The organism is Streptomyces sp. NPDC033174, from assembly GCF_055577795.1.
Map to the genome: position 1 here is coordinate 63729 of NZ_JBVIPQ010000015.1, position 22930 is coordinate 86658.

At 67.7% G+C, this 22930-nt stretch carries 23 protein-coding genes and 3 pseudogenes; 10 read left to right on the forward strand and 16 right to left on the reverse strand.

The features are described from left to right. The first annotated feature begins 169 nt into the window (after positions 1–169). Positions 170–1426 carry an FxsB family cyclophane-forming radical SAM/SPASM peptide maturase gene (locus ACZ5VC_RS32030; protein WP_469123482.1) on the forward strand — a complete coding sequence of 419 codons (1257 nt, stop codon included), beginning with the start codon at positions 170–172 and terminating at the stop codon, positions 1424–1426. A gap of 235 nt (positions 1427–1661) precedes the next feature. Next, on the forward strand, positions 1662–1940 hold the full coding sequence (locus ACZ5VC_RS32035) for a glycoside hydrolase family 15 protein (RefSeq protein WP_469123483.1): 279 nt from the start codon (positions 1662–1664) through the stop codon (positions 1938–1940). On the opposite strand, the gene ACZ5VC_RS32040 is transcribed toward ACZ5VC_RS32035, so the two are convergent. Further along, positions 1844–2188: a hypothetical protein gene (locus ACZ5VC_RS32040; protein WP_469123522.1), complete on the reverse strand. Its 345-nt coding sequence runs from the start codon at positions 2186–2188 to the stop codon at positions 1844–1846. The genes ACZ5VC_RS32035 and ACZ5VC_RS32040 overlap by 97 nt on opposite strands. Then, positions 2173–2895, reverse strand: coding sequence for an ATP-dependent DNA ligase (locus ACZ5VC_RS32045; RefSeq protein ID WP_469123520.1), 723 nt, complete (start codon positions 2893–2895; stop codon positions 2173–2175). The genes ACZ5VC_RS32040 and ACZ5VC_RS32045 overlap by 16 nt, the downstream gene beginning before the upstream one ends. A 751-nt stretch (positions 2896–3646) precedes the next feature. Between ACZ5VC_RS32045 and ACZ5VC_RS32050 the strand changes: the two genes are divergently transcribed. Beyond that, positions 3647–4513, forward strand: a complete 867-nt coding sequence (locus ACZ5VC_RS32050; RefSeq protein ID WP_469123484.1) for a hypothetical protein — start codon at positions 3647–3649, stop codon at positions 4511–4513. On the opposite strand, the pseudogene ACZ5VC_RS32055 reads toward ACZ5VC_RS32050, so the two are convergent. From ACZ5VC_RS32055 to ACZ5VC_RS32090, 8 genes and pseudogenes are all read right to left on the reverse strand, one after another. Continuing rightward, positions 4431–5987 (reverse strand): annotated as a pseudogene (locus ACZ5VC_RS32055) (NF041680 family putative transposase). The gene ACZ5VC_RS32050 and the pseudogene ACZ5VC_RS32055 sit on opposite strands and share 83 nt — an antisense overlap. 88 nt (positions 5988–6075) lie before the next feature. Then, entirely contained in the window at positions 6076–6486 is a 411-nt protein-coding gene (locus ACZ5VC_RS32060; protein WP_469123485.1) for a RidA family protein, read from the reverse strand. A 143-nt stretch (positions 6487–6629) separates the two neighbouring features. Beyond that, positions 6630–7487, reverse strand: a complete 858-nt coding sequence (locus tag ACZ5VC_RS32065) for a class I SAM-dependent methyltransferase (protein WP_469123486.1) — start codon at positions 7485–7487, stop codon at positions 6630–6632. 21 nt (positions 7488–7508) lie between these two features. Next, on the reverse strand, positions 7509–7850 hold the full coding sequence (locus tag ACZ5VC_RS32070; protein ID WP_469123487.1) for a VOC family protein: 342 nt from the start codon (positions 7848–7850) through the stop codon (positions 7509–7511). A gap of 1 nt (position 7851) precedes the next feature. Continuing rightward, positions 7852–8031 carry a ribbon-helix-helix domain-containing protein gene (locus ACZ5VC_RS32075; protein ID WP_329536949.1) on the reverse strand — a complete coding sequence of 60 codons (180 nt, stop codon included), beginning with the start codon at positions 8029–8031 and terminating at the stop codon, positions 7852–7854. A gap of 62 nt (positions 8032–8093) precedes the next feature. Beyond that, positions 8094–8699 (reverse strand): transposase, encoded by a 606-nt coding sequence (locus tag ACZ5VC_RS32080; protein ID WP_469123488.1) that lies wholly within the window; start codon positions 8697–8699, stop codon positions 8094–8096. 453 nt (positions 8700–9152) lie between these two features. Beyond that, positions 9153–9932, reverse strand: coding sequence for an SDR family NAD(P)-dependent oxidoreductase (locus ACZ5VC_RS32085; RefSeq protein ID WP_469123489.1), 780 nt, complete (start codon positions 9930–9932; stop codon positions 9153–9155). A 167-nt stretch (positions 9933–10099) separates the two neighbouring features. Continuing rightward, positions 10100–10231 carry a hypothetical protein gene (locus ACZ5VC_RS32090; RefSeq protein WP_469123490.1) on the reverse strand — a complete coding sequence of 44 codons (132 nt, stop codon included), beginning with the start codon at positions 10229–10231 and terminating at the stop codon, positions 10100–10102. A 111-nt stretch (positions 10232–10342) separates the two neighbouring features. Between ACZ5VC_RS32090 and ACZ5VC_RS32095 the strand changes: the two genes are divergently transcribed. Beyond that, positions 10343–10579: a hypothetical protein gene (locus ACZ5VC_RS32095; RefSeq protein ID WP_469123491.1), complete on the forward strand. Its 237-nt coding sequence runs from the start codon at positions 10343–10345 to the stop codon at positions 10577–10579. Between the two features lie 100 nt (positions 10580–10679). On the opposite strand, the gene ACZ5VC_RS32100 is transcribed toward ACZ5VC_RS32095, so the two are convergent. Beyond that, entirely contained in the window at positions 10680–11243 is a 564-nt protein-coding gene (locus tag ACZ5VC_RS32100; protein ID WP_469123492.1) for a TetR/AcrR family transcriptional regulator, read from the reverse strand. Positions 11244–11392: 149 nt separating this feature from the next. Between ACZ5VC_RS32100 and ACZ5VC_RS32105 the strand changes: the two genes are divergently transcribed. The 5 genes and pseudogenes from ACZ5VC_RS32105 to ACZ5VC_RS32125 all read left to right on the forward strand — a co-directional run. Further along, positions 11393–12862: an MFS transporter gene (locus ACZ5VC_RS32105; RefSeq protein ID WP_469123493.1), complete on the forward strand. Its 1470-nt coding sequence runs from the start codon at positions 11393–11395 to the stop codon at positions 12860–12862. 512 nt (positions 12863–13374) lie between these two features. Beyond that, complete coding sequence (locus tag ACZ5VC_RS32110; RefSeq protein ID WP_469123494.1) at positions 13375–14364, forward strand: GNAT family N-acetyltransferase; 990 nt, start codon at positions 13375–13377, stop codon at positions 14362–14364. Between the two features lie 30 nt (positions 14365–14394). After that, the gene (locus tag ACZ5VC_RS32115; protein ID WP_469123495.1) at positions 14395–14991 is read left to right on the forward strand and encodes a dihydrofolate reductase family protein; all 597 of its coding nucleotides are present in this window, start codon (positions 14395–14397) and stop codon (positions 14989–14991) included. A 216-nt stretch (positions 14992–15207) separates the two neighbouring features. Next, positions 15208–16743, forward strand: coding sequence for an FAD-dependent monooxygenase (locus tag ACZ5VC_RS32120; RefSeq protein WP_469123496.1), 1536 nt, complete (start codon positions 15208–15210; stop codon positions 16741–16743). A gap of 178 nt (positions 16744–16921) precedes the next feature. Next, positions 16922–17148 (forward strand): annotated as a pseudogene (locus tag ACZ5VC_RS32125) (glycosyl transferase); the annotation flags it as partial. Between the two features lie 197 nt (positions 17149–17345). On the opposite strand, the gene ACZ5VC_RS32130 reads toward ACZ5VC_RS32125, so the two are convergent. Then, a complete protein-coding gene (locus tag ACZ5VC_RS32130) occupies positions 17346–17582 on the reverse strand; it encodes a Tn3 family transposase (protein ID WP_469123497.1) in 237 nt (78 codons plus the stop codon). Between the two features lie 246 nt (positions 17583–17828). On the opposite strand from ACZ5VC_RS32130, the gene ACZ5VC_RS32135 reads away from it, so the two are divergent. After that, on the forward strand, positions 17829–18053 hold the full coding sequence (locus tag ACZ5VC_RS32135) for a transposase (RefSeq protein WP_469123498.1): 225 nt from the start codon (positions 17829–17831) through the stop codon (positions 18051–18053). On the opposite strand, the gene ACZ5VC_RS32140 is transcribed toward ACZ5VC_RS32135, so the two are convergent. From ACZ5VC_RS32140 to ACZ5VC_RS32155, 4 genes and pseudogenes are all read right to left on the reverse strand, one after another. Next, complete coding sequence (locus ACZ5VC_RS32140; protein ID WP_469123521.1) at positions 18027–19127, reverse strand: HTTM domain-containing protein; 1101 nt, start codon at positions 19125–19127, stop codon at positions 18027–18029. The two genes, ACZ5VC_RS32135 and ACZ5VC_RS32140, sit on opposite strands and share 27 nt — an antisense overlap. A 71-nt stretch (positions 19128–19198) precedes the next feature. After that, complete coding sequence (locus ACZ5VC_RS32145; protein WP_469123499.1) at positions 19199–19732, reverse strand: DUF5819 family protein; 534 nt, start codon at positions 19730–19732, stop codon at positions 19199–19201. A gap of 384 nt (positions 19733–20116) precedes the next feature. Continuing rightward, the gene (locus ACZ5VC_RS32150; protein WP_469123500.1) at positions 20117–21331 is read right to left on the reverse strand and encodes an ice-binding family protein; all 1215 of its coding nucleotides are present in this window, start codon (positions 21329–21331) and stop codon (positions 20117–20119) included. Between the two features lie 426 nt (positions 21332–21757). Continuing rightward, positions 21758–22506: pseudogene (locus ACZ5VC_RS32155) on the reverse strand (transposase). Between the last annotated feature and the right edge of the window lie 424 nt (positions 22507–22930).

The following is a 22930-nucleotide window of genomic DNA, read 5'->3' on the forward strand; positions in this document are numbered from 1 at the left end:
CTCCGCCCGTTCGTTCCCGAGAAGCCGGACGAGTCTCCAGGTCCGGAGGCCCCTGAGGATGCGACGGAGCACGCTTCACCGGAAGAACCGGACGGTAAGGCCCGGGAGGGCCGGCGAGCCGGATCTGAAGCCCTGTCCCGGGTGACGTCCTGAAACCGGTGAGGGCGGCATGAGCGGCGAGTGGCCGAGCGAACTCCTTGATGTGGAGGGTCTGAGGGCCGCGGGTGTGCGCCCGGTGCCCTTCCGGCAGTTCGTGCTGAAGGTGCACGGCCGGTGCAACCTGTCCTGCACCTACTGCTACGTCTACCACTCGGCAGACCGAAGCTGGCGGGACAAGCCAGTACGGGTCTCCGACTCCGTCGTAGAGCTTGTGGCCGACCGTGTCGCCGAGCACGCACGTAGCCACGCGCTACGTACTGTCGAGGTGAATCTGCACGGAGGCGAACCTCTCCTCGGCGGACCGGGTCTGCCGATCAGTTATGCCGAAGCGGTACGGCGCCGGGTGGCCGACGCGACCGGCGGACGGTGCGCCGTGCACGCCAGCATCCAGACCAACGGCACCCGGCTGAACCGGCGGACACTGGACGCGCTCGCCGACGCGAAGGTCCGGGTCGGCATCAGCCTCGATGGTGGCCTCCCACAGCACAACCGGCTGCGCGTCGACCACGCCGGCCGACCCGCCTGGGCTGCTGCCTCGCGAGGTGTCAGAGCGCTGGCCGAGTACCCCGACCTCTATGCCGGCGTGCTGTGCACCATCGATCCACACACTCCGGCCGAGGCCGTGTACGCGTCGCTCGTGGACCTGGCACCGCCATCCTTGGAATTTCTGCTCCCGCACGCCACGTGGTCCTCACCCCCGCCCGGCGTACGCCCACATCCGGGCGAATCCAGGCCGACACCGTACGGCGACTGGCTGGCCGCGGTGTTCGACCTGTGGTTCGACGCTGAACGGCCCCCGCCACTCATCCGGCTCTTCACCGACGTCATCGCTCTCCTCTCCGGGCTTCCCGCCGCCTCCGATGCCGTGGGCACATCGCCCATGGCGGCGGTCGTGGTCGAGACCGACGGAACCGTCGAGCAGGTCGACTCACTCAAGGTCGCCTACCACGGGGCGGCTGTGACCGGCCTGGACGTGTTCCACCACTCCTTCGACGAGGCGCTGAACCACCCGGGCGTAGTGGCCCGACAGCTAGGTACCGCCGCTCTGGCCGCGAAGTGCCGAGCCTGCCCCGTGGTGACCGTGTGCGGCGGCGGGAACTACGCGCACCGTTACCGAGCTGCTGAGGGCTTCCTCAACCCCTCTGTGTACTGCCGGGACCTCGAACACCTCATCCGGCACGTCTCATGCCGCCTGAGGGAAGCGTGGAGCAAAATCGACGAAGCAGCCGGACGGCGTCCCCGAGACCCACGGCCTCGGCAGGCCTGACGCGCGGAAATGGTGACGTCGGGGACGCCCGCTGTCCTCACGGTGCCGTCCAAGTCGACGTCTTCCGGCGTGAACACGGTCACGACCAGCCCGCCCATCTCATCTTGGTCCACCATTCACCGCTCGTCCGGAAGCTCCGTGGCCTCGGCTGCGCGCCGCCAGAGAAGCGCTGCTGCTTCGTGCAGGACCCTGGCCTCCCCAGTGTCCTTCCGTCCGGTCGTGTCCGTATCACTGGATGCATCGCAGTTGGCCACACCGGCTGATCTGCCTCCTGAGTGCCGCCAGCTCCAGAGAGCACGGAGTTCGGGGCCGCGAGCTGTGGCCACCGCTCACGTACGCGTCGACAGGCGGGATTGTCGCCGCACCCACGGCCTCCCTGCCGGAGGCGATCGGCGGCGTCCGCAACCGGGACTACTGCTACACCTGGCTGCGGGACGGCGTTGGAGACGTAGGCCGCTTCCTACGTCTGGCGGCGTCGTCGCGGTTGTCGATGCTGTCGGCCAGCTCGCCGTGACTGGCCGAACGCGCCGCAGCCGTCCCACCCTGGAGAAGCGGAAAGAGGACGCTCGACCGAGGAGACACCGTGCCAACCCTGCGGGCCGGAAGGTCACTGGGCCCGTCGGCCCGGTCGACGGCCGCCTCCAGCAAAGCGCGGATCGTGCAGGCGAAGTTGGGGCCGGGCAGAGGCAGCTCGCTTTCGGGTTCGCGCAGGTAGCCGACGGCGACGGCGGTGGGCATGTATTCCATCAGCTCGGTGACCACGGCGGAACGGGCGCGGGCGGTATGCCCGGCGAGGCGGCGCAGGACGCGCAACGACCGGGGCGTACCGGGGCCGGCTCGGTGACGCCGCCGATGACGGACTCGGTCGTGTCGCGGCGGCGGACCTTGAACCAGCCGCGGACGCCCGGCAGGTATCGCTGCCCGAGCCCCTTGATGACCAGACCCTCCACGCCTGGAACTTCAGTCCAGGAAGTCAGCCACTCCTCGGCGACGGCCACGTCGGTCGTCATCGGACACAACGTCCACGGCGGCGCCAGACCATGCTCGGCGAACAGACCCTCCAACACGGCCCGGCGGCGCGCGTACGGCTCATTCACCATCTCCTTGCCATCGATCTGCAGGACGTCGAACGCGATGAAATGAGCCGGCATCGCGGCCGCCAACTGCGCAACGATGCGACCACCAGAAACTGCGCGGCGCTGCAAAGCCTCGAAGGAGAGCTGGTCTCCCGACCACACCACCAGCTCGCCATCGAGGACCAAGCCCTGCGGCAGCTGGTTGGCGGCGGTGACCAGGTCGGGAAAATGCCACTGAATCAGCGACCCGCGCCGCGACTGCAACAGCACCGGGCCGCCCGACCGGGCCGGAGTGAACAACAAGCATCGATAGCCGTCGAACTTCGCCTCAAAGGCATGGCCGCCGGGCGGCATCCCCGCTGCGGCCACCATCTCACAGGCCTGGCCGAGCATCGGCTCCACCGGAGGACGCAGCACCTCCGCTGTCAGCCGGTCGGGGGGACGGTCGTGGGCATCAGGCCTGAGGCCACCGTTCGTCTCCTTCCGCCGGGCTCCACCGGGGCCCGCGCCCTCGGGGGTAGCGCGGACCCCGGCGATGAGGGGCAGCAGCCCTGGTCCCGTCCTGCCGCCAAACCAGGACTGCGCCTGATCCCTGTGTACGGGCCCGGCCGCACCCACGCGACCGGGAAGGAGCAGCACGCCTACCGCAGTTACCCGTCCGGGCGGTCGCACGGCGTCCTGCGAATTAAGAGCGCACGCCGCAGCTAGCGGGGCGGGGCCAGCGGGCCCGCCGAATGCGGTGAAGGAGCGCCCAGACCGCCGCGTCGTCGACGAGACGACTGAGGTCTGTCATCTGCACCTGCTCCAGTTAGTCCGACAGGACCAGCGCCTCATCCGGGGTGAGCTTGATGATGATCTCCGGATTCTCCATCCCCCGAACATAGTCCGTCGACCGTGTGTTGTACGGGAGTTGAAGCGTGATGAAGTACATTCCTGTGTCCCATCACGTGACAGGCCGAGGTGGGAGCGAGGAGCAGGAACGATGACGAACCCGGCAGCCCCGGACCCTGCTGCGGGAAATGGGCAGGCCCCCAGCGGGGGCAGCAACGCCAGCCCAGGTGCTGCCGGTTCCGGCAGCGGTTCCACGAACGCTCCGGCAGCGTCTGCCCCACCTACGCCAGCCCCGCCGACGTGGCGCGATGAAGTGCTGGAGCAGCTATCTGGACAGGATCCGGCTCGCGGCCGAAAGCGCGCCTTCAGAGCGATCGCCGTCACCTGCGTGGTGGCCTCGGTCAGCATCGTTGGCGGCTTCGAGGTGTCGCATTGGCTGGAGAACAGGCACTCGCAGGGAGACGCCAAGCGCGACGACCACAACGCGGATGTCATCGAGGATGCAAAGAAGCCGTTCGACTGGAAGATGAACCCAGGGCTCAGCGACGAGGAACCGTGGACGAGCTGGGTGCTTGACCGGCGACTCACTCCCGAGGAGCAGGCAGAGCTTAAGGGGCTGAGGGACGACCGGAAGGCCATCTGGGCCTTCGTGAAGAAGCGCGGCGGGTGGCGTGTTGCCATGGAAGCTGATTCGTACAAGTTGCAGCTGACCAGCGAAAAGCAGAAGGCAGTAGTCGTTACGCAGTTGGCGGCACGGGCGGTTAACTGTCGGCCGTCGCCGGTGAAGACCAGCATCTCGATCGGGACTGGGGGGACCGAGGTGTGGGATAACGCGCACTTCAACCTCACCGCCGATGGCTCGTCAGTGCCTGCGCTCGTCTTCAAGCAGAAGGATCCGACGGACAGCCCGGAGGAAGCGCCGTTCGAGAAGGTGGTCTCTTTGGGCGGTGCTCAGTCCCCGGGCTTCTTGATCCTGACCCCCTTCTTGACCGCTCCAAAGCTGTGTGAATGGTCGGTGTCCTTGAAGTACAACGTGAACTCGGGAAAGACGCAGTCCCAGAGGATCGCCAAGGATGATGACGGTCGGCCTTTGCGGGTCACCGGACTGCGCGGGGAGGGGGTCGACTCCTGGATGTGGTCAGATGCTGGCACCTGGGTGCACTCCCCACCAGTGTCTTGACTGAGCGTGTGGTCCGGTAGTGTTGTAGGGCGATGAGTGTCTTCTCGCGTCGGACGGTTTTGCCCACGTCGTAACGGGTTGCCCGGTGCCTGTTTCTCGTGCCGGGTGGTCGTCCCGGTTTCGGCGCTCTGGCGGGGCAGGGCATGTGCTGGCGGAGGGTCCGAAACGTCCGGCGGACCCGAGCTGGGGTAAGCCGGCCTGGCGCGGCAGGTTTCTCCCAGGGGTGCCACAAGTCCTGGGCGAGTGGGCGGGCCAGCCGGAGCTGGGTGTAGGCGGTGATGATCAGCCAGGTCCAGCGGTCGGCCGCTTCCGGTTTCCGCAGGCGGTGCCTCGTCCAGCCCAGCGTCTGCTTGAACAGCCGGAAGGTGTGCTCCAGGTCGAAGCGTCGGAGGAATGCCTGCCAGGCGCGGTCGACGTCTGCGTCGGTGGCGCCGGTCTTCGAGGACCACAACCACACCGCCGGCGCTTCACGGTCCTTCGACAGGTGCTCGACCTCCAGCCGGATCAACGTGCCGTCGACCAGCGGAAGTTCGCCTTTGTGGCCGAGCCAGGATGAGCGGTGGGTCAGCCTGGGGTGGACCGGTCCCATGCCTGTGTCACGGCCTTGTCGTCGTTCGATGTTGCCGTGCGGGTCGTGACGGCCGGGTCGGGCCAGGTCTCCGGCTTGGCGAAGCGGAACTCTGGTCCGTGCTTGGGTGGCCGGCCGCCCTTGGGGTCGTAGATCCGCGGCGGCTTCGGCAGCCGCATGACGCGGTCCCCGCGGATGCGGCCGACCAGCTCGACCGGCAAGTCCCGCAGAACTCATGCTAGGCGGGTGACGTCGTATCCGGCGTCGGTCACGATCACGATGTCCGGGTCCCCCGCCTGCCACTGGTTCGCCTCGATCAGCCGTCCGACGAAATCACGGAGCTGAGCGGCGGTGATGGCGGTAGCGTCGTCGGCCGGACCGAGGCGAACCGCGTCCAGGATCTGCGTCCAGGGCGTGGCGCCCATCTCCAGTACGGCGACAAAGGAATACGGCCAGCCGGGAATGAACTGTGAGGCCGTCTTCGCCCGGCCGTAGACATGACAGAACAGCCGGTCCGGGGAGCACGGCGCGTCCGAACCGCAGCCACGGTGAGACGTCGACCGCCAGCACCAGACGGCCGTCCGGGAAGCGGGGCAGCGGCAGGCCGGCCAGTGAACGCAATCGGTTGGCGTCGATCCGGCCCCGGTTGAGGCCGTCGTACATCGCCCCGTGCCCACGCCGGTGCTCGGGCAGCAACGTCAGCTCCACCGCCGAGCGCACCGCACCCGGCGCACACAACACCGCATCCGCCAGCTCGAACAACTCGTCGCCTCGCACAGTCAGACACGCATACAACTCGTCCCGAAAGCGTGACGCTTCCGCGAACGCTTCCCCCACAGCAGCTTCAGGCAGCAGACTCACCTCACGGCCTTCGTCGTGGTCACGTGCACCTTGGTCGGAGCACATGATCAGACGAAGGCCGCCCTGGCGTCCGGCGAATACCCAGCAGGGCTACCCAGCTCGAGACGCTGTTCGAGGCCGGTGATGAGCAAACTCACTCAGGCAGTGCCACGGTGAGATCCACCTCGACGAGTTGTCCGGGAAAGCCCAACTGGGCGACGCCCAGGAGCGTGCTGGCGGTTGTGAACGCCGGGCCGATGGCAGAGTCGGTGAGCCGACGCCACGCGGCTGCGAGAGCGTCCCTGTCGTCGCTCCGCACGTAGATCACTGACCGCACCACATGGTGCGGCTGGGCATTCACGGCTGTGAGGGCAGTGAACGCGTTGGCGACCACCTGGTCGACCTGCGTCTCAAGGGAACCGGAACCGACAAGGTCGCCGTTTCGATCAAGCGGACACTGCCCCGCCAGATAGGCCGTACGGCCAGTCTCCACCACGGTGACGTGGTGGTAGCCAGGCGTTTCATGCAACTGCTCGGGGTTGATACGGGTGATCTTCTCAGTCATGTACGCGAGTCTGACCAGGGTGCTGCCAGCACGCACCGCAATTTCTTCCACCGGCAGGCACTCCGCAACCACCCGAGGTTAAAGAACAAGCTAAGTAGGTTTTTGAACCGCAGGCCCCGGACCCAGACGGCGTTGACGAGAAATCAGGTGGTGGCCAGCAGGAGGTTCTCTCCGCTTGACGGGCGAAGGCCGTCGGTCCGGTCGGCGAAGTAGCGCTCGGCGAGCGAAGTCGCCGGCACGTGCCGGGCGTCTTTGAAGCCGGCTTCGCGAGCCAGTGCCAGCATCTCCTGCGGAGTGTAGAAGCTGGTGAACGGCGTTCCAGAGGCTCGGGCGCCTTCCTGGCTGGCCTGGAGGCCGGGGCGGTCGGCTTCGTCGACAAGTTCGGTCGGCAGCAGGAAGGTCATGGCGAGCGTTGAGCCGGGTGCAAGCCCGGCAATCTGACGCAGGGTGGCAGCGGTGGCGTCTTTGGTGAGGTACATAGTGACGCCGGTGGAGACGATGACGGTTTGCCGGGCGGGATCGAAGCCGGCAGTGGACAGCTGCTCGGACCAGGACGCGCCAGCCTCGAAGTCGACCGGTACCAGGTGCAGCCAGTCGGGGATGCCGTAGCCGAGTTCGACCAGACGGTGGCGTTTCCAGGCCTGGGTGCCAGGCTGGTCAACCTCGAAGATCCGCAGGCGGGAGGCGAGTTCCGGCTTGCGCTGGGCGAAGGTGTCCAGACCGGCTCCCAGGATGACGTACTGGGTCACGCCCCGGTCGGCCTGCTCAGCGATCAGGTCCTCAACGAAACGAGCGCGGGCAACGATGGCTGCCCGGAATCCCCTGGTGGCCTGCGGGTCCATGTCCGGTCGGTCGCGCCAGTGATCGCCGGGGGCCGCCAGTTGCAGGCCGATCTCGTCCTCGACCACATGCGGGGGCGGGTCGAGCTGGAGGTGCATCGCCCGCCAGAGGGCGGTCCGCACCGCGGTGTTGTCCGGTGCATCCATCTGCTCGTGCGCCATGGTGTTCCCCCTTCGTCGCAGTCAGTTCTTGGCGGGAGCCTGGAGGCTCCACAGGCGCCCGTCGGGGTCGCGGACGGTCATTTCCTTAGTCCCGTAATGGGTGTCTTCGAACGGCGTGACCGCCTCGACGACAGGATCCGGACGGAACGCGTCTGCGTCCGGCACCTTCAGCACGATCCGCGTCTGGGGCTCTTGATCCTCGGGAACCTCAGCGATGAACACGTAGGGACCGTCGCCGTTGCGGAGCTGGCCGGAGTTGTGGTCTGTCGCGAACTCCAACTCGTAACCCAGTGCCTGGAAGAACTTCGCCGCCTTGCCCCAGTTGTGCGTCGTCAGGAACACGGCCTCGATTCCTTCGGTCATGTCAGGTCTCCTTCTCAGGCGATTGCTGTTTGTTCCCATGGGCGTCGTCGAGGTATGCGCGCAACGCGTCAGCGACGAGCGCCGACAACGACATGCCCGACTCGATGGCGCGGTACTTGACCTGCTTGATCAGCCCGATCGGCAGGTACACGTTGAACTGCTTGACTTCCTCATCACCCACAACGCAATGCTAGCATCCTAGCAAGCTAGGGTGTACCGATATGGCGTACCACCCGAGCCGGTTCAGGAGGTCGGTGTCGACTTCCTTGTCCAACTGTCCGTGCGGGGGCTCTTGCGGGTCAGGCGCCGGGTCATCATGGTGACGAGTGCCCAGTTCAGGTGGGCTTCGGAGTGCTGGGGCAGGCGTTCGTAGTCGCGTGCGTTGCGGCGGGCGTTCATGCACCAGCCGATCGTGCGCTCGACCTTCCAGCGGCGGGGCGGGACGACGAAGCCCTTGGCGCCCTTCGGCCTGGAGACGATGCGCAGGGTGATCCAGTGGCGTTCGCGGGCCCAGTCCACGAGTTCGCCGGCGTATCCGCGGTCTGCCCAGATCTGGGTAATCTGCGGTTGGGTGAGGCGGAGGCGCCAGAACACGTCGCGGGCGGCGTCGCGGTCCTGGAGGTCGGCGGGCGTCACCGTGATCATCACGGGCAGGCCGAGCGTGTCGACCGTGATATGTCGTGTGCGGCCGTTGATCTTTTTCGCGTCGTCGTAGCCGCGGTTGTTCCGGCCAACGGTGGAGGCTCCCTTGACCGACTGGGAGTCGACGATCAGCGTCACTGGGTGGGGGCAGCGGCCTTTGCCGGTACGGATCCGGCGGCGGAGCTGGTCGCGAATGTAGGCGACCACGCCGGGGCCCGGTTCCACCGCCAGAAAAACCCGCGCCGTTCCGCGACGCCCGCCGCTGACCGGCAAGCTCGCACCCCAAAGGCTGCTGGCCCGGCTCCCGCCACTCCTCGGTCCGTTCCCTGGAGCGATACGCCCGTCCCGGAGTCGACGCGGTCGCCCGTCACGTCGTGGAACGCGACCCCGCCGCGCGTCGCCGCACGTGACACTCGTCGTTTGCGGCTGGTGACAGCGTTCTTACCGGCACGTCGGCCGTGAGTTCGGCGTGACTGAGGCGCTTTCACCGGGAACCCACGGCGTCTTCGGCAGGCAGGCTCGAAAGTGTGGTGGGTTCGTCGCCTCTGAATCGGCAGGATACTCACTCACTCTCGGCGGTCTGCTCGATCTGATGCCGATCTCAGAAAATCCCCGGCTCTGCTCGTTGTCCCCTGGTTCGGTTTCCATGCGGTGTTGGGCTCAGTGAACGGAGAACCCGCCGTCGACGAAGATCGCCTGCCCAGTGACGTAGCCGGAGGCGCGGCTGGCCAGGAACACCGCCGCTCCGGCGAAGTCCTCGGCCAGGCCGTTGCGCCCGACCATCGTGCGCGCGGCCAGCGCTGCCACCTTCTCCGGGTCGGACGACAGCCGCGCATTGAGCGGGGTCAGGACGAAGCCGGGCACCAGCGTGTTGCAGGTGACGCCGTGTGGCGACCACGCCTCAGCCTGTGAGCGGGCCAGCGACTCCAGTGCCCCCTTGGAGACCCCGTAGGCACCACTCTGGACGAACGCCCGGTGCGCCTGCTGGGAGGTGATGTGGATGATCCGCCCGAAACCCCGCTCGGCCATGCCGGGCCCGAACCGCTGGCCCAACAAGTAGGGCGCCTCCAGGTTCACCGCCATCGTGGCGTCCCACACGTCCTCGCCTAGCTCGCCCATCGGCGGCCGCAGGTTGATCCCGGCGCTGTTGACGAGAATGTCGGGCTCGCCGAACACCTCGGCTGCCTGCTCCGCCGCTGCGCGCACCCCGTCGCGGGTGCTCAGGTCGGCGCTCACCCAGGCCGCCCGGCAGCCGTCCGCCGCCAGCTCGTCGACCGTGGCGGCCAGTTCCGACTCCTTGCGCGCCACGATCACCACGCTCGCCCCCGCTCGCGCGAGAGCCCCGGCGATGGCTCGGCCGATGCCGGAACTGCCGCCCGTCACCACGGCGACCCGGCCGTCCAGCGAGAACAGTTCGGAGAGGTAGCTATGCGAGATCATGCCCGCACCCTAGGCGGCGCGTCCACGGCGACAGCGCCCGGGGCGGAACGCATGGGATGGGTGGGGAGATCAACTGAGCAGGTTTGACCATCTCATGAGCACCAGGTGGGGAAAATCAAGGAGCGTCATCGGATCTGGTCGTCGAGCAGGTTCTGGGCGATGGTCGCTTAGCGGCTCGCGGTGGTGTGGGACAGGTTGAAGATCAGGGCGAGGTGCAGCGGGTCGGCGCCGACGGTCAGCGCCCCCGACTTCACCCAGACTGAAGGAATCCCGACAGGGATGAGAGTTGCGCACTCCATGCGAGGTTGGGTCAGAACGGCCTGCGGTCACCCGAACGAGGTAACAGGCCCGGGTCCAGGCACTTTCAGTCGCGCCAGGGAGCTGCGGACGAACGCGGAACTCGTGGACTATTGCTCACCCGACATCGCCGAGATCGTCCGCCAGTTGCAGGACCAAGGAGAGAAGGTCGACCCGGAGACCTGGCGCAGGTCTCGCCGTACCTGACCGAGCACATCCGCCGCTTCGGCGAATACTCCACCCACGAGCTCGCCGACGAACCCGACGCCTACGCCCCGCACCTGGACGTCGACTTCACCCCGATCCGCGGCGACGGCCCGCCGACCGACGGATTCAGCCAGGCCGCGTGAGCCGGCCAAGGGCCGGATGCCTGAGCCGGCCGGGCGGGTGGCGGCGAGCACGGAGCCTCGGCACCGCGTCCGAGGGCTGATCCTGGGGACCGGCGTGAGGTCACAGCATTCGGTCGACCAGCCCGTCGACGTAGTCCGGGGTGAGTTCCATGCCGAACAAGACGCGGATATACATCGGGGCCAGGATGTGGTCCAGCACGTCGAACGCGTCGGGTGCGTGCTCGCCACGGTCGCGGGCGCGATCGAGCATGGACTGCAGTTGCCGGGTGCGTTCGGCACGGAGGTCGGCACCAGCCTGCAGGCCCTGCTGACCGCTGCTCGACAGGGCGACGGCCAGGTGCAGCACCGCCGGACCGTCGGGTCCGGTGATCTCGCGGGCCACTTGGGCCGCGTAAGTGCGCAGGTCGCCGGCGAGGCTCCCGGTGTCGGGCATCGGCGACTGCGCATTGAGGCGGGTGAGCGCCACGTCGGTGAGCAGGGTTTCCAGGCTGCCCCACCGGCGGTAGATGCTGCTGTCGGCCACACCTGCGCGGGCTGCGACCTCGCCGACGGTGAAGTTGCCGTAGCCGCGCTCACTGATCAGGTCGGTGACCGCCTGGTGCACCTGCGCGCCGACGCGGGCGCTGCGCCCGCCGGGCCGCCGGGCTCGCTGTCGTTCGTTCATGCCCCCACCTTAACGCAGTCGATACTTGCGTTTGTGAGGCGGCTCTCCCTATAGTCACCTAACGCAGTCGTCGACTGCTTTAGTGCGCTCGGTGTATCGCCACCCGCGCCGACCGTGACCGGGCGCAACTAACGATTGAGGGGGATCCCATGGCTGCATCACGTGCGAACGCAGGCAGTCGATCAAACCGGGCCGTGCTGCTCACGGTGACCTGCCTAGGCCAATTCATGGTCCTGCTCGACAACACGATTGTCGGAGCAGCGCTGCCCGACATGCAGCACCGGCTGCACACGCAGCTGACCGGTCTGCAATGGATCGTCGACGCGTACGTACTGCTGGTCGCCATGCTGCTGCTGTCCGGCGGCGTCTTCGCCGACCGGTTCGGCCGCAAGCGGGTGTACCTGACCGGCGTGGCGGTGTTCACCACCGCGTCGGTGCTGTGCAGCCTCGCGCCCTCGCTCGGATGGCTGGTCGCCGGCCGGGTGCTGCAGGGCATCGGGGCTGCGGCGCTGAGCCCTGCCTCGCTCGCCCTGCTCGCCGCCGCCTATCCCGGGCCGCAAGAACGAATCAAGGCGATCGGGCTGTGGGCCGGATTCAGCGGAATCGGTCTGGCCGCAGGCCCCGTGGCCGGCGGCGTGCTGACGGATGCCTTCGGCTGGCCCGCCATCTTCCTGGTCAATCTGCCCATCGGCGTGGTCCTTCTGCTGGTCGGTCTGCGCAGCCTTGAAGAGGCCCGCAATCCGAGCGCCCCGGCGATCGATATCCCGGGGACGGTGCTGTCCGTTCTGGGGGTGGGGGCGCTGACCTACGGGCTGATCGAGGGTGGTGCCCGCGGCTGGACGTCGCCGGTGATCCTGGGCAGCTTCACCGCCGCGGTGATCCTCCTCGCCGCCTTCGCCGCCGTCGAAGCGCGTCGTTCTGCTCCGATGCTGCCGCTGCGGCTGTTCCGGCAGCGCCTGTTCACCGTGTCCAACACCGCCATGGTCGTGGTGGGGTTCGCGCTCATGGGTTCGTCGTTCTTCTTCTCCCAGTTCTTCGTGTACGTCCAGGGCAGCTCGATCCTGCGCGCCGGCCTGCAGACCCTGCCGGTATCCCTCGCCATGGTGATCGTCAGCCCGTACGCGGGCCGGCTCGCCGCCCGGTACGGCTTCCGAATCGTGGTTACCACCGGCCTGGCCCTGGCCGGCCTGGGACTGCTGGCGCTCGGTATGGTGCACGCCGACACCGGCTACGGGAACGTGTGGTGGCGGCTGGGAGTCATCGGCATCGGCTTCGCCCTGACCATGTCCCCACTGACGGGAGCCGCCATCCAAGCAGTCAGCCCGCAGGAAGGCGGTCTCGCATCAGGCATCATCAGCACCACTCGGCAAATCGGCGCGGTGCTGGGCGTGGCGGTACTCGGAGCCATCGTCCGCACCCGGCAGGCCGGCGGCGCCTCCTTCGAGACCGGCCTCAACAGCGCCTTCCTCGCTGCCGGCACCGTCACTTTGGCCACCGCCGTGTTCACCGGCCTGTGGCTGGCGAGGGCCAAGCCCGCGGAAGGCTCCGCGGCGCCGAAACGTTCCACCGATCCAGGTGCGGTCACCACCTCGAAAGAGGCACCCGCGACCAGCCGTTGACGGCGACACCGATCTGGTGGCGCAGGAGAACGGGTCCGACTACTGCCTGCGGGTGCATGCGTTCCGCGGGACCAGGATGGCCGGGCTGAGTGCGGCCGAGGCCACCCGCGCGCCGAGGCGAGGCTGATGACCCTGGGCCGCCGCTGTCTTGGATCTGGCCGCCGTGATGGTCCGTGACCGCGGAACCGTTGCCGACGAACAGCTGGCCGCGGCCCGGTGCGCCGGCCTGTCCGACGGGCAGATCGTCGAGGTCATCGCACCTGTCGCTCTCAACGTGTTCCCCAACTACCTCGCGACGGCTGCCCGTCGACATCGACTGGCCGCTCGTGCGCCACGCCGACTGAAAGAACGCGAACGCGATGACACGGTCAGAGCTGGATCGCCTGAACCTGGTTGCCCCAGCCCCCTCCAAGCCCCCACCGCTGCGGTGCCTCGACCGGCGAGAGCACGCCCTCACGCCATCGCGAATTACGACCGACCCGACCACGAAAGCCAACACTTTGCCCACATCAGTGCAAGTCAATACACTCCAGCGCGCTTCGGTCGCCGAGGCCGCCGCGTGGCATCAGGTCGTCGCAGCCTCGACGGCCCACGACCTGCCCGGAGTACCGCCGCCCGCGCCAGGGCAGATCCACGCCCAGCTCACCCAGCCCGCTCTGGACAGCCGCCGGTTGGCCTGGCTGGCCACCGGCGCGGACGGCGTCCCGGTCGCAGTCGCCGGCCTGCGGGTGTTCACCTCCCCGGGCCAGCATCACCTGGCCGAACTGGAACTCCATGTCGTCCCCGCACACCGCCGCCTGGGAACCGGCTCCCTCCTGCTGTCGGCGGCCGTGGCAGCCTGCCGCACCGAGAACCGGCGCAGCCTGATCGCCACAGCCGCGGCCGACGGTCCGGGCGAAGCCTTCAGCGCACGGTGGGGCTTCCGCCGCGCCCTGACGTTGAATCACCTCACGCTGCGCCTCGACGAGATGGGCCGAGCCGACCTGCTCCAGACCGCCGATGCCGAGCACCCCGGCTACCGGCTGACCGGATGGACCGGAGCGGTTCCCGACGGCCTCGCCGACGCCTTCGCCACAGCCAAGAACGCGATGAACGACATGCCCGTCGGAGACCTGGACTACGGCAGCGTGGCATGGGACGCCGACCGCGTCCGCGCCATGGCCACCGTGGTCGCCGACCGCGGAGACACCCTGCTGACCGTCGCCGCCGTCCGCGACGACGGCACCATGGCCGGCTACACCGAGATCGTCCTGCCCCATGGCGCGCCGTCGCGCGCCCAGCAGTACGACACGGCGGTCGTGCCCGAACACCGCGGCCACGGCCTGGGATTGTGGGTCAAGGCCGCCATGGTGTGCCGCCTGCGCGCCGAGCACCCGGGCGTTGTCGAGATCGAGACGGACAACGCCGACGACAACGTCCACATGCTGGCGGTCAACCACCGACTGGGCTTCAGCTCCTACCGGCGCACACGCGAATTCCAGCTCGACGTGCCCGCAGCCTGACCCGCACCTTCCTCACAGAATCGACAGCCCATGCGCAAGCTCACCTATTACGTCGCCACCACTCTCGACGGCTTCATCGCGGGCCCGGACGGCAGTGACCCCACCGGTCCGAACGGCTTCTGGCCCATAGCGGAGGACTACCTACAGCACCTCGTGGCCCAGTACCCGGAGACGCTGCCTGTCCAGGCCCGGCAGGCCCTGTCCGTCACGGCGGAGGGCACGCACTTCGACACTGTGATCGAGGGGCGGCGCAGCTACGAGATCGGTCTTGCGGCCGGCGTCACCGACGCCTACCCCCACCTGCGTCACCTGGTGTTCTCCCGGACCTTGACCGAGGTCCCGGACCCGGCCGTCGAACTGGTCGCCGACGACCCGGTGGCGACCGTGCGCGCGCTCAAGCAGCAGGACGGCAAGGACATCTGGCTCGTCGGCGGTGCCGAGCTTGCGGGCTCTGTGTACGCCGAGATCGACACGCTGGTCCTCAAGGTCGGCCCGCTGACCATCGGCGACGGGCTCCCGATGTTCTCCCACAAGGCCGTCTTCGACCCGCGCACCTGGACACTCGCAGAACACACCGTTCTCAAGAGCGGCGCGATATTCCTCACCTACACACGCGTCAGCAGCTGAGTGAGCGGGCGGGCGGCGCTTGTGGAGGCCGGGCGCGGGCGCGCTCGGAGCGCCACACGGGCGCAGCGCGCCGGGATCTTGCGGCACGACCCGGGTCGTGCCGCAAGATCCCCAGCTGAGGCCAGAACCTGCGGAAATGGGAGAAACGAAGTGCGTGTTGATGTCGACGACCGGGACGAGTTGGAACGCCGCGAAAGGTCGCGCGGGGAGTGGCCGGTGACGGACGCCGACGTGATCATCGTGGGCGCAGGGCCGGCCGGCTTGATGCTGGCTGGTGAGTTGCGGCTGGCCGGGGTGCGGCCGCTGGTGCTGGAGAGGCATCCGCAGCCCCGAGACACACCGAAGGCCAGCGGTATCGGCGGGCGGATCCTGGACCTGCTGCGGTACCGCGGCATTCTGGACCGGTTCGAAGCAGCCAGCAGTGACCCCAACATCGCTCCCCGATTCCCGTTCGGCAGTCTGCATCTGGACCTCACACGGCTTGCAGATCCTCCGATGCGGGCGCTGCCGATCTCACAAGCAGAAATCGAGCGACTCCTCGGCGAACGCGCCCGCGAACTCGGCGCCGACATCCGCCGCGGGCACGAGGTGGTCGGGGTGGCCCAGGACGATGCCACCGTGACCGCGGAGGTGCACGGGCCTGATGGGCCGTGCCGGGTGACCGCCCGATACCTGGTGGGCTGCGACGGTGCGCGCAGCCGAGTCCGCGACCTGGCCCGCATCCCGTTCCCCGGCACCACGTACCCGGAGGTCAACCGGCTCGCCGTGGTCACCGTGCCCGATTCGCTGACCGTGCACGACAACGGCGACATCGCCGTCCCCGGGCTGGGCACGCTCCACGCGGGTTTCACGCGAACAGACCGCGGCGTGTTCGCGTTCGCGGCCACCGACGGGGTTCTGTCCCTCATGACCACTGAAGACGAGTCCACCGAATACGACGATGACGAGCCAATGGCCCTGGCTGAGCTCGGCGCCAGCATTCGCCGGGTACTCGGCGGGGATATCCCCTTGGGAGAACCGAGTCGGCTGTCGCGCTTCACCTTCAAGGACCGGCAGGCCGACCGGTACCGCGACGGGCGGATCCTGCTGGCCGGCGATGCGGCCCACCTGTTCCCCGCCACCGGTACAGCGCTCAATGTCGGCATGCTCGACACGGTCAATCTTGCCTGGAAGCTGGGCGCGGACATCCACGGCTGGGCGCCGACAGGCCTGCTGGACACCTATCACGACGAACGCCAATTCGCCGGCGCACGTGCGCTGCTGCAGACCCGGGCCCAGGCGGCACTGCGGCGCGGACACGACGCGGCCGACGAAGCGCTTCGGCAGGTCTTCCAGGAACTGCTCGTCGACGAGCCGGCATTGCGCCGCATGGGAGCCCTTGTCGCCCACAATGACATCCGCTATCCAGTGCCCGGACCCGAGTCCCATGCCTTGACCGGCGCCTTTGCACCCGACCTCACCCTGCACACCGACCAAGGAGTCACCAGCGTCGCGGAACTCATGCGCCCCGCACGGCCCATCCTCCTCGACCTCGCCGACCGCCCGTACCTTCGCGAGGCCGCCCGGGGCTGGCAGCACCGCGTCCGCATCCACACCGCCAAGACCGATCACCCACCGGCCGACATCCTCCTGATCCGCCCGGACGCCCACATCGCCTGGGCCGCGGCCGTCGACGAACCCGCCGACACCGCCGTGCCCGCGCTGCGAGAAGCACTCGCCTGCTGGTTCGGCACACCCCTGGAGCCTGTCTGAAAGATCGTGTAAGTCTGTGATGTGACAGCCTGGCCCGGGGCTCGGCCTCGGGCTCTCGGGCCAGGTGGATCGGACGAGTCACGGCAGGCAAGACGGAACCGGTCGCCTCGGCGGCCGGGGACGGTCGTGGTCACGCTGGCCAGATTGCGCAACGGCTCCGGAGCAGGTACGCCGGAGTCTCGCCGTGCCGCAGGGAGCCGAGCAGTTCATGAACGCCGACCGGCTCGTGGAGCTCGGCGTCGCCCGCCGTGTGGACACCGCTGACGCCATTGCCGAGACCCTTCGCGCGGCGCTGAACGACCTGGTCGTGGATCCGGAACGCGTCGACCGGTCCAAGCAGTTGCAGGCCGCCGCCCGGGCCGAGGCGGCACCCCGCGCGCCGCCGACCTCATCGAGAACATGCTGGCCGCCGCCGAGGGCCCCGCTCTCTCAGGCAATGCCGCTTCCGTTCCCCGGCTGGCGCCGTCCTCATCCGAGAACATGTACCTGCAGGACAAGCGCGGAAGATCACCGCCAAGGGCGGGGCGGCGGAGTGGATTCAGAAGATGTACGCACAGCGGCGCACCCGCCCGGCCATGCCTCCACCGTGCGCCCGGCTCTGCTCAGGTGGATGCCGTGGCGCCCCGGCCCTCGGAAGCGCGCGGGCCGGGCACCGTCGCTGCTGGGGTCAACTCCAGGCCCAGGTCGAGGCGGCTGTTCATGTCCAGCTCGAACCTGCCGTACGGGTTCACGTGCGTCCAGAACAGCGGCGACAGCGCCCTCCGGTCCGCATCGGTGAGCGTGTCGGCCCACTTCGGGTCGGCGAGGACCTGCTGCATCAGCAGCGTGTTGACGTGCACCAGGGCGGACCTGCCGCTGGAGTCGGTGTTCGGCTCCGGGCAGACCTGCTGGCGACGCCTGGAACGTTGGCAGCAGGCAGGGGTTTTCGACCAGCTGCACCGGATCCTGCTGGCCGAACTGAACGCAGCCGGCCGCCTCGACTGGTCGAGGGCCTGCGTGGACGGCTCTCACATCCGCGCGAAAAAGGGGCCTCCGACACCGGTCCGTCGCCGGTCGACCAGCGGAAGACAGGCAGCAAACACCACTTGATCTGCGACGGACGCGGCACTCCGCTCAAGGTCATCACGACCGCGGCGAACGTCAACGACGTTACCCAGACCCTCGCCCTGGTCGACGGCATCCCGCCCGTCGCGGGCCGACCCGGCCGTCCCCGCAGACGCCCCGAGGCCCTGCTCGGCGACAAGGGCTACGACTCCAACGCCAACCACGACGACACCTTCCGTTCATCGCGGGCCATGAGGGGAACGTGATCGGCCAGCGGGGTGTGCGTCGCCTGGCGGTCCGGGCTGTGGAGGTACTGCAGGAGGTGTCGTCCCGGCGGAGGCTTCCGCTCCCGTGACGCTGGTTCGTTGGATGCCATACCGCACCAGCCGTTCCACGACGCGGTAGAAGCGGTCCGGCAGGAACACGGCATCTGCGACGATCATCGCGCCAGAGAACAGTGGCAGTCCCATGAGCACCGCGATATTCACGTGCATGCCCAGCAGCAGAATCAAGACAGGGTATTTGAGCCTGCTGAAGAGGACGAACGGAAAGGCGACCTGCACCAGCACCGTCATATAGGCGACGACGGTGAGCAGTGCGTGGTGGCCGTCGATGACTTGGGACAACTCAGGCCAGGGACGGAACAGGTCGATGTTCAGGACGTAGTGGAGGGCGGTGCCGTCGGCCCACTTGTGACCCTGCACTTTGTACAGTCCCGCGCATCCGTAGAGGAAGCAGACCTGGGCTGCGATGACGAACATGCCGCAGTTGTGCAGCACGGTGGTCAAGATGGAGCGCGTATCGCCGAGTTGGTGCCGGAGACCGTATCCGCGGGGAACTGCAGTCTTGCCGGCCGCGGCCTTGAGCCGGGTCCTGCGCGCGTCGAGGGACCAGCGACGACCACACGCGGTGAAGAGCAGGTAGACGGCCATGAGGACCATGAGGTTGTCCCCGCCGTCCGCCATGTAGATCGCTCTGGCGTGAAATGACACCACCACGACCGCGAACAGCACGGACACCGCACGCGTGCGCCAGCCCAGCACGAACAGCGCACACGTGACAAGGGCAACGGCGTAGCAGACCTCGAAGTACGCCCGGTTGTCGGACAGCATGAGGACGCTGGCCCATCCGCTCTGGTCGTACATAAGTCGGACCAGTTCGGGTGTCCATGGCGAACCAGGGCCCCACATCTCGTCGCGGTGTGGAAACTCACGGAGCAGGAAGACCAGATAGAGCAGCCCGTACCCGATGCGCAACATCGCCGCCGCGTACAGGGAGACCGGCCGCTCGGTCAGGAGGACAAGGAAGACGTGGATCCGATCGAGCACGCGCTGGAGCATGTGTACGGCGGCCTGTTCGGTGGTTGCTCGGGGCGCTGTGGCCGCCGCGTTCGGTGTCTGCTCACTCCGCTTCACTGCGAGTCCACCTTCCACCAGGGCAGGTGCCGGGTCACGGCCGGCGCAGGCGCCGCGGCGGCCGGACGGGAGCCGTTCGCCGGGCGGGGAGGGGCGATGGACAGCGTGGTCACCCGTAGCTGGATGGAGTCGAAGGTGCCGCCCCGTTGAGCGGTGACGCGGTCGGCTGCGATGTTGCGGAGATACTTCTGGATAAGAAGAGCCCGCTCCGAGTGTGGCTGGTCGTCGCTGCCGTGCGTTTTGAGGTAGGAATTCCAGGCTTGGCGCAACATGTTCTGTGCCGTATGGCTCGGGAAGACGTTGTGCTTGACGGCGGAATCGTCCCTGGAGCTCACGTCGATCCACTCACTTACTTGCGTGGTGCCGTTCGGCGCTGTGTACCCGACCCTCGCCGAGATCTGCCGATTGACAGACTGCGGATCCGGGGCGAAGAGCCGCCAGTTCTGCGAAAACAAGGGCCGGACCCACGCGTTGATCTGCTGGTTGTACGCCTTGGAAATGGCGTTCGAGGGCGCCACGTACAGAAACACCAGGACAACATGGGCCAGGGTCACTGCGAGGCACAGGGCAACTGCGACTCCCGTTCCAGCGATCAGTAGGCGAGGTGGCTCTGAATTTCCACGAGTCCCACGCGGTCCTTCGCCACCGTCCTGCGCTGCCGGCTCAGCGCCGGCCTGCTGTGAATCCTTCGCATTTGTCGACTCAACGCCGCCCAGCACGACCCCACCCGGTCCTTCCCATTGCGACTGCTCGCACCAGCTTCTCCTGCTTCCGCGTGGCGCGCGACGGAATCAACGACGATCCGCCGCGCGCCACCCCTTACTCGTGTGTGGGGGCGACCACCCGTGCGCGCACTCCGCAAAGGGGATCCACGCGCGACTCGCCACTCCCGCCGATTTGCGGGAGGAACTCACTCAGTGGTGAATGTGCACTTTGTGCCACGACGGCTTGCCGGACTTGCCGGGCTTCCCGTGCTTGCCGGGCTTGCCGGGCTTCCCGTGCTTGCCGGGCTTGCCGGGCTTGCCGGGCTTGCCGGGCTTGCCGGGGTGGTCGCAGTCATCGTCGTGACCGCCCGTGTCGTGACCACCTGTGTCGTCTCCCGTGGCCGCAGCGTCATCACCCGTTGCGGCAGCGGCGTCATCACCCGTGGCCGCAGCGTCATCACCCGTTGCGGCAGCGGCGTCATCACCCGTGGCCGCAGCGTCATCACCCGTTGCGGCAGCGGCGTCATCACCCGTTGCGGCGTCATCACCCGTTGCGGCAGCGGCGTCAGCGGTAGTGACAGCAGCGTCATCACCGGTGGCGGCAGCGGCGTCATCACCCGTTGTGGCGTCATCACCCGTTGCCGCAGCGGCGTCAGCGGTGGTGGTGGTGTCGCCCTCACACAGCGGTCGGGTGATCACGTTGGTGTCAAGCGTCACGGCGCCGTTACGGGCCAGCGCGCGACCCTGGATGTCCGCCCCCGTGGTGACACTGATAGAGGTCAGGGCCATGATGGTGCCCACGAAGGTGGTATCGGTTCCGAGGGTGGCCGAACTTCCGATCTGCCAGAACACATTGCACGGCGAGGCGCCGTCGATGAGGGACACCTCGCTGGCGGACGCCGTCGTCAGCGTCGAACCGACCTGGAACACCCAGACAGCGTCGGGGTCGCCGTCGGCGTCCAGGGTGAGCGTACCGGTGATGGCGGCACTGACAGGGGCCTTGTAGACGCCTGGAGTCAGCGTCCTACCACCGAGCTCCACCGGAGGATCGTCGGGGAAAACTACGTCCGGTGCCTGCCCGGCCGCATTGTTGTACGCCGTCGTCAGGTCGCTCTGGGCTTGATCAGCCACAGCATCCGTGACGTGCACGGCCCCGTTCACGGTTCCGGGAGGGAATCCGGTGATGGACGACTCCGGACTCACTCCGAGGTCTCCGTTGATCACCGAGGAGCCAGTGTTGGTGACGGCCGAGCCACCCAGTACCGCGAAGCTTTCCGCCGTTCCCAGCTCAACTTCGGTTGCGACGGCACTTGCCCGCATAGGTGTCACTGCCACAACGGCCAACGCGACCAGCAGGGTGAGTACCCCCGCGATCCAGGCCGTCATCGTGCGCCGATGCGACGCATCGGCGATATTCAGTCTCATCGAGGAGCCAACTCCTGGGGGGATGGTGACTTCCGGCGTTCCTCATCGAACGGAATCGCCTCTTTCTGTTCGGCGGCATATTACGCGGGGGCCCAACTCGGGTGATCATTGACTTGGGCGTGTTGCCGGAGTAATCAATTGCATCAAGAAATGTATGACCAAAGATTTAGCCGACTGGCTGTCATTCATCCGTGCGGCGATTCCGCCCTGGATCCAGTGATGCCTTCCGGCATGCCGGTCGTTGGTGCTGCCCGTCGCAGGAAAAAGGGAAGAGCCCGTGATTCACCCGAATCAGTGGTTTTCCTCGGCAGGAAGGTCGCTTGCGGTGGAATTGAAACAGGGCAGTGGACGTCACCCGGAAGGCGGAGGGCGGCGAAACATCCGCCCAGTCGGATCCGGATTCTCAGGGGCTATGACTGAGCCTTTTCAGCGTTGCGTCTTCAGGGTGAGGACGGCCTTGGCGATGACGGTCATGCGGTCGGCGCTGATGCGAGCTCTGCGGAAGATCTGCCAGGACTTCAGCCGTGCCATGCCGCGTTCGACGGGAGCTCGGGCCTGGGCCAGTACGCGGTTGACGGTGCGCTGTGGGGGGGTGAGTTCGCCGCCAGGTGGTCGTTTGAGGCCGGTGGTGACCCACGGGCCGGCACCCAGGTAGGCGCGGTCGGCCAGGACGGGGACGCCCTGTCGCTCGCAGATCCGGATGGTCCGGTGGCCGCGGGCCGTGGTCAGGTCGTGGGCGCGGCCTGGCAGCGCGGGCGAGATCCACAGCACCTTGCCGGTGGGGTCGGTGACGACCTGGACGTTCACCCCGTGGCGGCGGTGCTTGGCCGAGTAGTCGCCGCGGCCGTCGCCGATCCGGTCGCACTCGGCGAGGGTCCCGTCCAGCAGTACGAAGTCCGGGTCGCTCTCGCGCAGGACCTCCAGCAGGCCAGGAGCACGGTCGGCGAGCAGACCGACGACGCCCGTGACGTATGCGTGAGCGGTACCGACGGATATCCCGAAGCCGGCCACGATGCGCGCGAGGGTGTCGTGACGGCGCAAGTACACCAGGGCGACCAGCGCACGCTGGTGCGGCGGAAGCTTGCACCGCCGGTCGCCTCACGGGTGACGATGAGCATCGTGACCCACTCGACCAGGGTGTGAGGCAGGTCGAGTGCGGCACGATAGGGAACCAACGAGGCTCCTGTGCCGGTGGGTTGAGACTTCGAACACCTCCTCCAACGGCACGGGAGGGAGCCTCGTGCGTTGCGGTCCCTCGCCCCCAGCAGCACCGTCACCCGTTCAGTGGTCACCCTGAAAAGGCTCAGTGAGCGAGGTCGTGGCCGCGGCGTTCGCGGGCGATGGTGCTGAACTCGTGCGCGAGGTCGCGGGCGGCGGCGGTCCGCCGGGCGCCGAATGTACGTGCTGTGCACGCGTGAAGCGGTCACGCCGCACGAGGGCACGTTACCGTCGGCTGCCGACTATGCAGGTCGATCCAACACAGCATCACCGACGACGATCACCGCAGCGATGCCCAGCCCCTCGACGTCGGGCCACACCAGATCCCAGAACTGTTCGTCCCCCACGAACACCATGCTGGTGAAGGGGCATTGCCGGTCA